The sequence below is a fragment of the Chryseobacterium sp. LAM-KRS1 genome, assembly GCF_013184525.1.
GTDB lineage: Bacteria > Bacteroidota > Bacteroidia > Flavobacteriales > Weeksellaceae > Chryseobacterium > Chryseobacterium proteolyticum.
On record NZ_JAAOIZ010000004.1, the window covers coordinates 39,044 to 52,908 of the forward strand.

The following is a 13,865-nucleotide window of genomic DNA, read 5'->3' on the forward strand; positions in this document are numbered from 1 at the left end:
CTCAATTTTTTAGATTTTTCGTTCGGCTGTGTCAAACCCCGGATGAAAAATTTCAGATTGGAAGTTCAAAAAAAACAATACAATGAAGCACTATTCAATGATCCTATTTTATATTTTCTGTAATGTATTTATCTATGCATTTCACGGGAGCTTTTGGGTATATATATTCTGCTTTTTACTTTTTTCGGCATTTGTGGTTTGGGGTTCCTTTGATATTAAGCTGGGCTATTTTGTGAATAGCATTACCCATAAAAAAACAAAAGTTAAAGAGGTTGCCCTTACTTTTGATGACGGACCGACTGAGTTTACACCTCAATTTTTAGATCTGCTTCAGGAACATCACATCAAAGCAACATTTTTTTGTATTGGAAAACAAATTGAAAAATATCCTGATACGTTCAAAAGGATTATTGCCGAGGGTCATAGCATTGGAAACCATACGTATACCCATTCTAACTCAACGGGTTTTCTACCGACAGTAAAAATGACTGATGAAATAGCAAAATGTGATGAAATAATTGCCTCTGTGGGAAACACCACAACCGTATTATACAGGCCTCCATTTGGAGTGACCAATCCTTCCATAGCTAAAGCAATTAAAAGAAGCGGAAAAATAAGTATCGGCTGGAATGTACGATCGCTAGACACCGTTATAGAAGATGAAAGGAAAATCTACAAAAGAATTATATCTAAAATAAAACCCGGCAGCATTGTGCTTCTTCACGACACTTCAGAAAAGACCTATCGTGTTTTGGTAGATTTATTGCTATTTTTGAAGGATAAAAAGTATTCTGCTTTTACTATTGATTCAATTATAAAATCAAATAAAAAATGACTAAAAATATTGCTTTCGGAGCATTTTTATTGGTTTCAGGTTTCTTTTTTGCTCAAAACACAGCAATGACAGGAACGGAGGCAAAGGCGTTTGTAACGAAGGTATCATCTGAAACCCAACAAATCAAAACGTTGCAGAGCGACTTTACCCAAACAAAAAAAATGGATTTCCTGGATAAGAACATTGTCACCTATGGTAAGATGTCTCTTAAATCGCCCAATATGCTAAGCTGGAAATACACCAAGCCTTATCAATACAGCATTGTTTTTAAGGAAAATAAAATCTTTATCAATGATCAGGGGAAGAAATCCTCTGTTGATGCAAAAAGTAAAACATTTGAAAAAATTAACAAACTTATTGTTGGAAGCTCCAATGGAAAAATGTTTAGTGATCCCGAATTCATCGTCACTTATTTCAAAAGTTCTGCTTACAATATTGCAAAATTCACTCCTAAATCTGCTCAGCTCCTGAAGTACATTAAACAGATCGAACTATATTTTCCTAAAAATGAATCCACCGTTGCCCAGGTCAATATGCTGGAAGCATCAGGAGATACGACGAATATAGTTTTCAAAAACACAAAGATCAATGCCCCGATTTCTGCATCAGAGTTTTCTTTATAGTACTCTTCTACTGTTTTTCATATCCTGTAAGACCTATCAGCTTACTGATGTAAAACCTGCACCAGGAACTGAGAAATCTGTTGAGAACTTATATTTTTCTTCAAAAGAAGATTATGTGTATAAATGCCAGATCGATATTTATAAAAATCACGTCAGTGGAATTCTTATCATAAAAAGGATCAACGAAACGACACATCGCGTGGCATTGACATCAGATTTTGGAAATAAACTTATTGATTTTGAAATTTCGGATCAAGATTTCAAAATCAATTATATCATTCCTGATCTCGATAAGAAAATCGTGAAAAACTTCCTGAAGAATGATTTTCAACATCTTCTGAAGCAGACCTATCCGGTACAGGAAAGTTTTGAAAATGATCAGTCAAAGATTTTTGTCTCTCAGGAAGACCACAACAAGTATTATTTGTTTTTTGATAAAAAGGACGGCTTGCTTCATCAGATCATATATACAAGGAATAATAAAGCAAAAATCGATTTTAGTTTTGAAGCAAAAAAACATATATTCGCGGATAGTATCAATCTTCAACATAAAGATTTCAAGATCAATATAAAGTTAGTTCAAATAACAGAAACCGAGTAACAGATGCAAACCATTCTTACAGACTTTTATACTCTAAAATCGTACGACAAAGCGGAAAACGGAAGCTTCGTTGCCCATATCAGATTAAACAGTGATCACGAAATTTTTAAGGGACACTTCCCGGGAAATCCGGTTACGCCCGGAGTGTGCATGATGCAAATTGTAAAAGAACTTACAGAAGAGATCACCGGTTCAAAGTTGTTCTTAAAAACAGCTTCCAATGTGAAGTTTATGGCCATCATTAATCCTTTTGAAACACCCGACCTTACTGTACAGCTCGATATTAATGAGGGAGAAGATGAGATTAAAGTAAAGAACACGACTTTATTTGGCGAGACTATTGCATTAAAGATGTCTGTACATTATAAAAGATAGAAATTATGAAATTCATCTTATCGCTGGTAGCCGTATTTATATTTTTCTTTCAGTCCTCTGATCTGGAGTCATTGAGAAACAGCTATGCGAAAGCCAATCAATCGAACGCCAATACTCAGTCCTTTATCAATATCGCGGAAAAACAGTCTTCAACTGATCCCGTTATTTCCGGTTATAAAGCAGCTGCACAAATTATGGAAGCCAAGGTAACCACTGAAAAAGGAAAGAGAAAATCTTTTGTAAAAACAGGTGCAACAAGTCTTGAAAGTATTATTAAAAATAATCCTAACAATATTGAATTGAGAGTGATCCGCCTGAGCGTTCAGGAAAATATTCCTAAAATTGTAGGATACCATTCCAGTTTAAAAGATGATAAATTATTCATTCTGAACAATTACAGCAAGCAGAATCAGGCTTTAAAAAGCTATATTCAGAGATTTGCAGCGCAGTCTAAAACTTTTACTCCAGCAGACAAAGCTTCATTAAAATAAAACAATGACCCTTCCTGAAGTACAAAATACAATTTCCGAAAAGAAAATCTGTATTTTAATTCCCACCTACAACAATGAAAGAACACTGGCAAGAGTTATTGATGGTGTTTTAGAATATACTTCAAACATTATTGTGGTCAATGACGGATCCACGGATTCCACAGCTCAGATACTGAACGGCTATCCGCAAATTACAGTCATTACACTTCAGGAAAATAAAGGTAAAGGAAACGGCTTAAGAACAGGTTTCAGAAAAGCAAAAGAATCAGGATTTCATTACGCTATAACAATAGATTCTGATGGCCAGCATTACCCGGATGACATTCCGGTTTTTACAGAAGCCCTTATCAAAGAAAAAGAAGATGTTTTGCTCATCGGTAACCGAAATATGTCTCAAGACGGAATTCCTAAGAAAAGCAGCTTTGGAAACAGGTTTTCTAATTTCTGGTTTTGGTTTGAAACAGGTATTAAATTAGAAGATACCCAATCTGGCTACCGTCTGTATCCATTACTAAAGATCCCCAAGAAATATTTTACCCCAAAATTTGAGTTTGAGATTGAAGTTATTGTAAGATCTGCATGGCGGCATATTCCTGTTAAGAATGTCCCTGTTAAGGTTCTATATGATCCTGCAGAACGGGTTTCTCATTTCAGGCCATTTAAAGATTTTACCCGGATAAGTATCCTGAATACCATTCTTGTTACGATTACCCTTTTCTACATTATTCCAAGAAATTTTATTAATAATTTCCGTAAGAAAAGTCTCAAAAAGTTCATTAAAGAGGATGTGCTTGAAAGTGATGGCAGTAACAGAACGAAAGCTTTTTCCGTTGCATTAGGTGTATTTATCGGGCTGTCACCTTTTTGGGGATTTCAGACACTGCTTGTTATTTCCTTATCAGTATTATTTAAATTAAATAAGGTGTTGGCTTTTGTCGCATCCAATATAAGCTTACCTCCCCTTATTCCTTTTATCATAGCAATCTCTTTATTTATCGGAGCTCCTTTCGTACATGGTGAAAGCAATGTTTTTAACCAGGAATTAAATTTCGATCTGGTAAAGAATAACCTCCTTCAATATGTTATCGGCAGTATGATCCTTGCAAGCACAGCATCTGCTATTTCAGGTGCTGCAGTCTATCTTTTTCTTAATAAAGTAAATCCTGAATAATTTATTTAAATACAACCCCTGAAAATAACAAAAGGGTTAATATAACAGTAATAAATATCGAAACGATAACCAACACCATTTGAGCTGTTGCATAGGTCCTGGCTTTCTCGTCCTCTTTTATTTCAAAGGAAAAATTAATTTTATGAGGACTTTTGATAATCCACCAGATAAACAACAACAGGATCAGGTTAAGAATGATGGGAAAAAATAAAAACATTTTGCTGCCAAATCCATCTGTATTTTTTCCATATCCGTGGATAGGAATAATCTCGGGAATGGAATCATATACACTTACTAAATAACAAGTGTAGCACACAATAATAATAAAAGGAATACTAAATAAGATTTTAATCTTCTTCGAAATCATTGAATCGTTTTTACTTATTCTCAGAATAATGTAATATTATTTTGAGCCTGCAATATAGTATTTTAAATAAAAAACTGCATAGCCTTTCGACTTTGCAGTTTGAAGTTATTAATTGATTGTAGTACTATTTTTTAGTTACTTTCTGCGAATATAATTTGCCATTCTTATCTAATAACACGAGAATATAAGTACCTGTGTTCAGCTGTTTAATCGATATTGTATTTCTTTCAACTTTTGTCTGCAAAGCTATTCTACCGCTTGCATCAAATAATCTGGCCTCCACCGGAACGAAATCGGCGTTGGATTTGAAATTTAAAAGGTCCGCACTCGGATTAGGATAAACTGTCAGCAGTTCTTGTGTATTTTGCACTTCCTTCACATCAAGATGTGTTCCTTCCACAACATGCAATGTTGTATCCGGGGTAACATTACTAATAACATCTACCAATCCGGAAGGCCATTTTACGACCACTTTTCCGATCGTTGTTGCTTGCCCGATTCCAAAATGAACATTAAGAGTATTCATATTCATAAAACCTACCCCACTTTGCACATCCCGAATCTGTTTACCCCATTCTCCGTAAATCTCAACTCTTGCCCCGATTCCATTTCTGTTACTCTGGGTTCCCCTCAATGTCACTTTTAACCAGTGATTAGAATTTCCGTCATTAATCATGATCGTTTGTCCACTTTGAATGTCCAGGAAGCCATCGTTATTCAGATCACCTATTGGACGCTTGTTAAAGTCAAGACTATAAGGATTAAGGTTAGGAGTGAATTGGAAATTTCCATTGCCAAACATAATTGTATTTCCAGCTCCCAATACATCGAGGAATCCGTCATTATCAAAATCATAGGTCACATATTCCCTGCTTAGATTGCTTATAATATCATATCCGGAGCCTGCAGATACATCAGTAAAGGTGCCGTTACCATTATTTTTCATGACTCTGCTCAACCCGTTTGAGGTAGAATTTATCCCAATGATAGCATCCATCCAGCCGTCGTTATTAAAATCCCCCCATGCAGAGGACCATGTCTGTGTAGGATTCGCCATATTAGCCGCCACTGCCACATTCGTAAACGTTCCATCACCATTATTCCGGTGCAGCTCATCTACGTTTCCTCCTGGCCCTGAACCTCCACCACTGCATTTTGCAATATAAAGATCCATATCTCCGTCATTATCATAATCAATCCAGATAGAACCATAATTACCTCCTGAAGGAAAATCTCCCAATCCTCCCTGGTTATGGTTCATATTAGTACCATCGTTCAAATAGAACCGGTTCGGCGCATTATCATCACATACAAAAGCATCAAGCTTTCCATCTTTATTAATATCTATAAAATTGGTACGCTGTGTCAGGAATGTTTGGGGTTTTCTGTCAGAAGTGTACCCCGTTCCATCTGTATTGGCCTTTAAAAAACAAATGCCATTTCCCGAACCATATATCAGATCATTAAATCCGTTATTGTCATAGTCTCCAGCTGCTATGCTCCAGCTAGGGGTAACTGTGGTGTTGGGAACGTTATAGGTAACCGGATTAAAAGTTCCTCCAGGCTGCTGGTAGGAGATTGCAATCTGCGTGTTACTCAAAACGGATACAATATCATCCAGATAATCCCCGTTCATATCTACTACACAATTATTATAAGTACCATAAACATTACCGGACTGCGGGGTAAAAGACACCCTGTTGACAAGCGGAGCCGTTTCAGATACCGTGAAATTGAATCCTGAACTGGACCACTTATTATCAAAAACAATATAATATGTTGTGCCGGCCTGTGCTGTAAATGTTACCTGAGAAGCGTTTCCTAAAAAATCATCATTCGCCGTTACACAGGTCAATGCTCCGCAGGTGCCTTTAAATATAATCTCCCGGGTATCAACATTTTGTCCTGTAATGACTGTTGAGACGGTAACACTCCTATCCTGGGTCGCGGTATATTTGTACCATAATCCGGCCGTACCAGGCAGTCCGATATTACATGCCGTAGTAGCTGCAGTTCCGGTAATTACAGGTGCTGTATTTGTTCCCAGCACCACATTCAATGCAGAAGCACACGTTAATTGTGCAATTCCCCAGGTTATATTGAATAACAAAATAAAAAGGGATAAATTTTTTCTCATGTTTTCTTCAGGTTGTTTAGTTTTTAGGGACAGTTTTGGTTCAAAGAATTGATCCATTGATTTAAGAGGGCGACCCCTTCATCATGCACAATCGTTCTCCCCAACAAAGGCATTCTCTTACTTTCATCTACAGAAGAAAGTCTGAAGCTCATCACTGATTTGTTATGATTTCCAGGTGTTATAATTCTTTCCAATGAGGCATCTATCGGTTCATCTGCCAGTACACAAACTCCCATATTGGTAAGGTTTGTAGTCTGGTTAAAGCTCAATCGGATAGCCCGATAATCACAACGTGCATTCTGCTGATGGCAGTGAGCACAATTAATATCCAGATAGGATCGTAACCGGATATCCACAGGCTTACTCGTATCTTTATAATTCACTGTAGAAACGATGTTTGCAGGATAGCTGACCAGATAACCTTCGTCAACCAGTTTTTGCAATTGATTTTTAACTCCTCCAGGGTAATTGTATGTTGTATTTAAATTCTGGGGCTTTACCCCGATAGGGACAGGCTTATTGTCTAATTTGTGACATGCATAGCATTCTGCTTCCGATGGAATTCTGTAGTCAATATTCAGAATTTCATTATTTTCTTTTTTAAATGTAATATTTTTGGAGCTTCCGCTGGTAAAATCGTTTCCGGATACGAGGTTGGCTTCTGTCTGGTCATCATTCCATAAATATTCGGCAAATATCCATCCACTGGATTTTCTTATCATTAATCTCGTTTCCAGAATTTTCGTTGTATTACCGGGCTGTATGGTATTGTAATAAAAACTTTTTATCAATACAGTGCCAACAGGAAAGTCCAATGTTTTGCTATCACCATCAAAAGTAGCTTTTGTACCTTCCGGCATCCAGATAAATCTTTTCTTTAAAGCATAATCTGTAAAAAGCGAACTGGCAGGTTCATAAGGTATTACTTTGGGTGCCGGAACCAGGTTCTTCAATTCGCCGGTGAAAAAAGAATAAGTAGATAATTTTGCATAGGGAACAGCATTAATATCGAAATTAACACGGGGATTTTCAACGCCTATTCCTTCGATTCTCTCATCTTTACAGGAGTACGCAATAAGAAAGGACAAAAGAACTAAAAAATAGATTTTCTTCATTCATTTATTAATTTTAAACAAACGAATATAATTAATAAATTCAAATGTTTTAAAATATTTTTCACTTAAAAGCAATTTTTAATTAAAATAATAAAACAAATAACCCTAAACAAAACAAATTACTCAATAAAATAACTGAAAATACAAGCAATCCCACAAACACATATATTTTTATACCAATAAAAATCAGATAAAATATGATCACTAAATATTCAATAGTATTAAAGGGAATGGGAAGGTTTTAGATAGAACAGTCTTAATTCAATTTTCTATCGGATTTTCTCAGATATTTTTCAACTTTCCTTTTGTCCGGGACAGTAGTGATTTCTTTCGTCAGAGCTTTTTCGAAAGCTGCCTTTGCCTTATAAAAGTCTTTCTTACTGAGATAGTACTTCCCCGCCTGGTAATAAACAAGCCAGAAATCTGGGTTTAAGGATTGATAATGCCGGATCCAATCTTCTGACAGCACTTCTCCCTTACCTTCTGAAGCATCATCTATCTGGTTATGAAGCTTTTTGTATTCTTCATAATTTTTAAATTCCCGGGAGTCTAAGAAAGGATCTTTAGATATATTGAGGCTGGAAACAGCAAATTCTCCGGATTTCAAACGATCTGCGGAAAATATCCTGTTTAAATCATAACAAACAAATTCGCCCAACTGATAAGGATTAGAAGAAACCCAGACTAATTTCTTCTGAGGTGAAAATATGACGGCATGATGAGCCAGCAGCTGGTTAAGGGCTTTTTCATTTCCATATCCTATTTTTTCACCTTTTAAACCTGATCTGTCCCTGAGAATCGAAGCCATTTTTTCCGGATTTAATTTTTTGTTCTCCTGAAGAAGCTCCTGAAGTTTTTCATATCGATATCCCGAATGGCTTTCCAGAATATGTTTCCTGTTTTTCTTATCATCTTTATAAGACTCGGATTGAAAATGATTGGTACAAACAATACGACTTGAATTCTGAACCCGGTAAACTCCAAAGTTATTGGGAGAAACTTCAATTATCACTGCATCTTTATCATTGGCGCTTCCTACCAATATAGATTCTGAAACGAAAACCTTTCTTTTTTTAGCAATAGCAATGGCTTCGTCAATATTTTTAGCATACTGCAAAATCTCCCTGGTTACAAGAGATATTGGGGTTTTTGCGGTTAATGGGATTTTGGATTTCCCTGCGTTGATCGTCACCGTGATTCCTTCTTTATTCATTCCGGAAACCACCCCGATCATTCCGGGCCAGCTGACAGACATATAGGAAATACCTTCTTCAGGTTCTATAAATTCTACAAGCTTATTTTTTGCAAAATCGTCTCCAACATAAAAATCAAAATTTCTACCAATCAGCAGGTCTCCATCTTCCGTATTATCATTCCAAACTGCCAGAGAGCTGCATCCCACCAAAGCAAGATCCTGCATGGCGTGGCCAATATCATGAGCTCCATGAAGATATAGGCTTCTTAAATACCTTGGAGCAATAAAGTTGTACTGATCAGAGGAGTAACGGGACAATCCGTATAGTTCGGCCTGATAATCTTCCCTTACATTCAGGTACATCTTCCTGTTATACCATTTTAGAAATCCTCGTAGTAATTTTTGCTTAAAATTGGATGGTACAAATCCTTCTACCTTAGAGAAAAAAATGGCTTCCTGCTTCTGCATCAGGTCTTTCGTCAATGCACCATTATTGTATCCTAACTGTAAAGGATTTCCCTTGATATATAATTCCCAAAGCTGCTGCCGGTTCTTCGTTAAATAATTCTGATTAAAACTAAAGGTAGAATCGTTAATCCTTTCAACTTTGGGAACTTCCAAAGCATATTGTTTTACTTCAGGAAGATGATGTATGGATTTTTGGATACCACATGAGACGAGCGTAATAGTGCATAAGAGCGAGCATACTATCTTACAGATATCAACAATACGCAAGATAGAAAAGGAAGATTGAAAATCCTCATTCCACTTTCTATCATTCCGAATTGAAAACCTGAAATTAACTCTCTTTGTCACTCTTTGTATCCATTTTTTTCAAACGATCATCAATAAGTCCTTTCCCTAAAATCTCGGCACAGGTATTAAAAGCACCTATGGTCACGCCTAAAATACCATGCATATTAACAGTCTGTCCGGTTAAAAAAAGATTATCAATTTTAGTCCTTGGTGAAACCATTGTTTTCAATGGGGTTTCAGAACTTTTTATATATCCATACATATTTCCTTCAAAACTTCCTATATAATCACGATAAGAAAGTGGTGAAGAGGTGTATATATGTTTAATCGATTCTCTGAGATCCGGAATTTTCTTTTCCAGCGCATCAATCATCCTGTTGGCTTTTTCCTGCTTGAACTTTTCATATTCTTTCCCTCTTTCATGCTCATCCGTTACTGTATTGACTGTTTTCTCCCATTTTTTCACCTCATCAAAATCCATATAAGTAATTGCTGTCATACTTTCTGCAAATTCAGGATGATGCTTCGATGGAGTGGAGCTTAGCATATACGTCTCAGGCCAGGTTTCATTCTTATACTGATAAGCATTCCAAACCTGTTCAATGCAAGAATAATGGTAGATGTTGTGATTAAAATAAGGTATATTTCCCGGCTTCAGAACAATATAGACACTGAAGCAGGAAGAAATAGGCTCCCAGCTTAAAACCCTGTTAAGAAAAGATTTCCTTAGTCTTTTCTCATTGATCAGCTTTAGAGTAGAACGGATTTCCATGTTGGAAATAAACTTTTTAGCAGCATATTCCTTACCCGTTTTAGTCCTTACGGCCACCAAAACATCCTCATTAAAGATCATTTCAGAGACTTCAGAATGCTTGTGAACATCTGCACCATATTCCCGTAATTTGCGGATGAGCAACTTGGAGATCTGGCTTCCTCCTTTCACACATTTATAAGCACTCTGAATACAGGAATTAACGGTAAGTGCATGCACATAAAACGGGGTATTTTCAGAATCTCCGCCATACAGGAAATTAGACCCTAATAATATGGCCTGTAGCTTCTTATCAGAAGTAATTGATTCTATGAATCTCCGGGTATTGAGGTGAAGGATCTCCTCATTGTAATGATCTTTTCCAACCACATTATATCTGGGGAAATGATTACAGACGTATTGTACTCCCTCACAGTATCTTTCAAGGTTTTCTTTTTCATGAGGAAAGAAACGGGATAACTGAAAAACAAAGTTCCCATAACCCTGCGCATGAGGATATTCAGTATCATCTCCGTCAAAAGTTATTTTATCAAATCCGTTTAGATCCATTTGATGGATTTCCAGATCATCCATAATTTCCAGATAGGAAAAAAAACGGTTCAGGTTCTGGCCTTTTGAAAGCCCTCCAAGATAATGAACACCGGTATCGAAAATAAGTTTATTACGGGAAAAGGTCTGTAGATTACCTCCGTACTGATTGTTTTTCTCCAATACACATACCTTAAGACCTTCTTTCGCTAAAATCAAAGCCGAAACAAGACCTCCTAAACCGCTGCCGATTACAAGTATGTCATATTCTTTTTTCAAAAGTAGCGTCTCATTTCTTTAAAGCTAAGAAATTCAGAGGTTAAATTATTAAGCAGACGAGTATTTATTTTTGCTTCTTCCTTACATTAAGATTATGCAAGGACAAAAACAAATACAGTAAGCTTCATTGATCTAAACTTCTAAAGAAATCTTAGCAGTTGGAGTTATTGTTAGTTTTTATGCCTTAAAAGTATAGAAAATTAATTAATATCATCCCAGAAATCAAAATAATTGAACCATTGCAGCGGATATTTTTTAATCATATTCTCCAGATTCTCGACATAAGAGTTTAATAACCCCTGAGCGTCCCGTTTTTTTACGTGTGCAACCCTAGCGTATAAATGGTAGTGGAGATTCTTTTCTTTCATAACATAAACGTACACCACAGGCACTCCTAACCTAGAGGCAATAAGAAACGGACCTGCCGGAAACTTGGCACTTTTCCCCAGCAATTCGGTTTCCAGGGATTTAGAGCCTTCAAAGTAGCGATCTCCTGTAAAGCAAATCAACTCATTTTTAGATAAGGCGGTATTAATATCGAAAATATGGGACATATCATCTTTAACGTAAATAAATTTGATATTGCTTTTTTTAACAGCAATACTGTCCATATATTCTTTAATGGCTGTAACCTCCTGATCCGTAGTCACTAAATTAATCTGACAATCGAAATCAATATCTGCAAAAAAATGTTCCGCGATTTCGAAATTTCCGATATGAGCACTGATAAGTACGCCGCCTTTTTTTTCATTAAGAAGATCCTTAAGATTCTGGATCCCATCAAATTCATAGGTAAACCGATCCCTTAAGCCAACCGATATGGCTGTCTTATCGATAAGAACCTTTCCAAAAGTAAAGTAACTTTTAAATACAGCGATTTTTGACTTCCAGAAATTATACTTTAATCTTTTGTTGAAGTAATAAAAGATATACTGATTACTCTTTCTTAGAAACAGAAAGTAATAGGTTGCTACAAAATAAAGCACAAAATATGAACTTCTTATGCCGATATTTCTAATACAGTAAACAAATATCTTATATCCTGATATTGTTCCTTTAGACTTACCTTTCCACTTGTTCATTTTTGATCTGCCTGATTTTTATAATAAAAAATAAAGTTCAGTCGATAGTTATGCGTTTTTGTTAGCTATTTTGTTTTCAATAGTGTTGTAGAAGTCATCAAATGTGACCATCTTTTTAAAATCGGCTTCGCCTAACTTCACTCCGAAGTTAGCCTCAATAATGACAACCATGTCAATATAATCTAAACTGTCTAAACCTAAAGTTGTTTTAAGGTTAGCGTCTTTGTTTATCTCATCGCCATCTACCTCAAATTCATTTACTAAAAAATCATTAACGATAGCAACAATTTTTTCTCTTTCCATCTTTTTTAATCAAATTTTTTTACAATTAATGCCGAATTGGTTCCCCCAAACCCAAAAGAATTCGACAAAAATACGTCAATTTTTTGATTTTTTGTTTTAGATACCAAATTTATCCTTTTTGCCTCTTCATCGGGATTTTCAAGATTGATGTTCGGAGCTACAAAACCATTCTCCATCATCAGCATCGAATAAATCACTTCGCTGGCTCCCGCCATCCAACATTCATGTCCTGTCATTGATTTTGTAGAGCTTACCGGAACTTCGCTGCCAAAAATCTCGTAGATCGCACGTGCTTCATTAGCATCTCCTATCGGAGTAGATGTAGCGTGTGCATTGATGTAGTCTATATCTTTAGCACTTAATCCGGATTGTTTTAGAGCTCTGTCCATTGCTAAAGCAGGACCATCTACATTAGGAGTAGAAATATGTCCCCCGTTTGAAGAAAAACCATATCCTATAATCTCTCCTAAAACAGGAACTCCCCTCCTTTGGGCAGATTCAAGGCTTTCGACGATTAAGGTCGCCGCTCCCCCACTCGGGATCAATCCGTCACGTGCAGAATCGAAAGGTCTTGATGCCTTTTCAGGTTCGTCTTCCTTTACAGAGAAAACACCCAGCCCATCAAAACTGGCCATTGAGTATTTATTGGTCTCCTGAGCTCCGCCGCAAACAATCATGTCTTGCAGACCGCTTTTGATCATCAGATAAGCAAGCCCCAGAGAATGTGATCCGCTTGCACAAGCTGCGCTGATGGTAAGGTTAATTCCTTTGAGTTTAAAAATCGTGGATAGATTCATAGTCACCGTAGAGTTCATAGACTTGAAAATGGCACCTGATCCCATCAATGTAGTATCCTTCTTTTCCCTGGCAATATCAATCGCTTCCACTACAGCCTGAGATACGCTATCGTTCCCATACAAAATACCTACTTCATGATCTTCAAGAAAACTGTCGCTGACCTGAGCCTGTTTTAAGGCGTCTACTGTAGCAAGATAAGCATATTCACTTTCTTCTCCCATGCTTACACGCTGTCTTCTGTTCAGAAGACCTTTAAGGTCCGGTTTAGGAACTTGTCCTGTTAACCCTGATCTGTATCCGAATTCCTTTCTTTCCTTTTCCAGAACGATCCCTGATTTGCCTTGATATAGGGACTCTTTCACCTCTTCTAAAGAAGTTCCGATGCAAGAATAAATTCCCATTCCGGTAATCACAACCCTATTTTCCATCTTTCTTAT

14 protein-coding genes are annotated in these 13,865 nt (G+C 36.6%); 6 read left to right on the plus strand and 8 right to left on the minus strand.

Annotated elements, in window-relative coordinates; translation table 11 throughout:
- The first annotated feature begins 82 nt into the window (after positions 1 to 82).
- Genes G9C87_RS11215 through G9C87_RS11240 form a run of 6 tightly spaced genes read left to right on the plus strand, consistent with a single transcriptional unit; the run spans position 83 to position 4,096 of the window.
- Positions 83 to 835, plus strand: coding sequence for a polysaccharide deacetylase family protein (locus tag G9C87_RS11215; RefSeq protein WP_172281125.1), 753 nt, complete (start codon positions 83 to 85; stop codon positions 833 to 835).
- Positions 832 to 1,458, plus strand: coding sequence for a LolA family protein (locus tag G9C87_RS11220; protein ID WP_172281127.1), 627 nt, complete (start codon positions 832 to 834; stop codon positions 1,456 to 1,458). The genes G9C87_RS11215 and G9C87_RS11220 overlap by 4 nt, the downstream gene beginning before the upstream one ends.
- Positions 1,424 to 2,059, plus strand: coding sequence for a hypothetical protein (locus tag G9C87_RS11225; RefSeq protein WP_172281129.1), 636 nt, complete (start codon positions 1,424 to 1,426; stop codon positions 2,057 to 2,059). The genes G9C87_RS11220 and G9C87_RS11225 overlap by 35 nt, the downstream gene beginning before the upstream one ends.
- A 3-nt stretch (positions 2,060 to 2,062) precedes the next feature.
- On the plus strand, positions 2,063 to 2,434 hold the full coding sequence (locus G9C87_RS11230) for a 3-hydroxyacyl-ACP dehydratase (protein WP_172281131.1): 372 nt from the start codon (positions 2,063 to 2,065) through the stop codon (positions 2,432 to 2,434).
- Between the two features lie 5 nt (positions 2,435 to 2,439).
- Complete coding sequence (locus tag G9C87_RS11235; RefSeq protein WP_172281133.1) at positions 2,440 to 2,925, plus strand: hypothetical protein; 486 nt, start codon at positions 2,440 to 2,442, stop codon at positions 2,923 to 2,925.
- 4 nt (positions 2,926 to 2,929) lie between these two features.
- A complete protein-coding gene (locus G9C87_RS11240) occupies positions 2,930 to 4,096 on the plus strand; it encodes a DUF2062 domain-containing protein (protein ID WP_172281135.1) in 1,167 nt (388 codons plus the stop codon).
- 1 nt (position 4,097) lies between these two features.
- Here G9C87_RS11240 and G9C87_RS11245 read toward each other — a convergent pair whose 3' ends face one another.
- The 8 genes from G9C87_RS11245 to G9C87_RS11280 all read right to left on the minus strand — a co-directional run bounded on the left by G9C87_RS11245 (position 4,098) and on the right by G9C87_RS11280 (position 13,856).
- Complete coding sequence (locus G9C87_RS11245; protein WP_172281138.1) at positions 4,098 to 4,463, minus strand: hypothetical protein; 366 nt, start codon at positions 4,461 to 4,463, stop codon at positions 4,098 to 4,100.
- A 124-nt stretch (positions 4,464 to 4,587) separates the two neighbouring features.
- Entirely contained in the window at positions 4,588 to 6,600 is a 2,013-nt protein-coding gene (locus G9C87_RS11250; protein WP_172281140.1) for an FG-GAP-like repeat-containing protein, read from the minus strand.
- Positions 6,601 to 6,623: 23 nt separating this feature from the next.
- Complete coding sequence (locus G9C87_RS11255; RefSeq protein WP_172281142.1) at positions 6,624 to 7,715, minus strand: hypothetical protein; 1,092 nt, start codon at positions 7,713 to 7,715, stop codon at positions 6,624 to 6,626.
- 256 nt (positions 7,716 to 7,971) lie between these two features.
- Positions 7,972 to 9,639, minus strand: a complete 1,668-nt coding sequence (locus tag G9C87_RS11260) for a C45 family autoproteolytic acyltransferase/hydolase (protein WP_172282401.1) — start codon at positions 9,637 to 9,639, stop codon at positions 7,972 to 7,974.
- Between the two features lie 70 nt (positions 9,640 to 9,709).
- Positions 9,710 to 11,245, minus strand: a complete 1,536-nt coding sequence (locus tag G9C87_RS11265; RefSeq protein ID WP_172281144.1) for a phytoene desaturase family protein — start codon at positions 11,243 to 11,245, stop codon at positions 9,710 to 9,712.
- A gap of 200 nt (positions 11,246 to 11,445) precedes the next feature.
- Complete coding sequence (locus G9C87_RS11270; RefSeq protein WP_172281147.1) at positions 11,446 to 12,327, minus strand: lipid A biosynthesis acyltransferase; 882 nt, start codon at positions 12,325 to 12,327, stop codon at positions 11,446 to 11,448.
- 48 nt (positions 12,328 to 12,375) lie between these two features.
- Positions 12,376 to 12,630: an acyl carrier protein gene (locus G9C87_RS11275; protein WP_172281149.1), complete on the minus strand. Its 255-nt coding sequence runs from the start codon at positions 12,628 to 12,630 to the stop codon at positions 12,376 to 12,378.
- A 5-nt stretch (positions 12,631 to 12,635) separates the two neighbouring features.
- Entirely contained in the window at positions 12,636 to 13,856 is a 1,221-nt protein-coding gene (locus G9C87_RS11280; protein ID WP_172281151.1) for a beta-ketoacyl-[acyl-carrier-protein] synthase family protein, read from the minus strand.
- Positions 13,857 to 13,865: the final 9 nt, after the last annotated feature.